This is a genomic window from Hyunsoonleella flava (genome assembly GCF_004310325.1).
Lineage (GTDB): Bacteria > Bacteroidota > Bacteroidia > Flavobacteriales > Flavobacteriaceae > Jejuia > Jejuia flava.
Genome location: NZ_SIRT01000052.1, coordinates 1 through 307, shown reverse-complemented (window position 1 = coordinate 307; position 307 = coordinate 1). Strand labels below are relative to the sequence as shown.

The 307-nt window shown below is 36.2% G+C and carries 1 protein-coding gene; it reads left to right on the top strand.

What is annotated here, in order from left to right; translation table 11 throughout:
* Positions 1-307 (top strand): hypothetical protein (locus tag EYD45_RS16860; RefSeq protein WP_165453964.1); only part of this gene is annotated, 307 nt, incomplete at both ends.

The following is a 307-nucleotide window of genomic DNA, read 5'->3' as shown; positions in this document are numbered from 1 at the left end:
ACCAGAAATTGCTTCCGTAATTCAAACGGCTGATAATTTATGTAACGGCGATGTTAATGCTGCAATTAGCATAAGTATCAACAATACAGTTGGAACACCACCATTCGTTATAAATGTAAATAACGATACTACAGGTACGGACTATGGAACACAAACTTCAGGATTACCAGCAGGTGATTATACCATCACATTAACTGATGTCAATTCTTGTGAAGATATTGAAACCATCACTATCACTGAACCAACACCTATTAATGTAGTACATACATCATTACCCATAACCTGTGATGTTTTAAGTGGAGGAGTT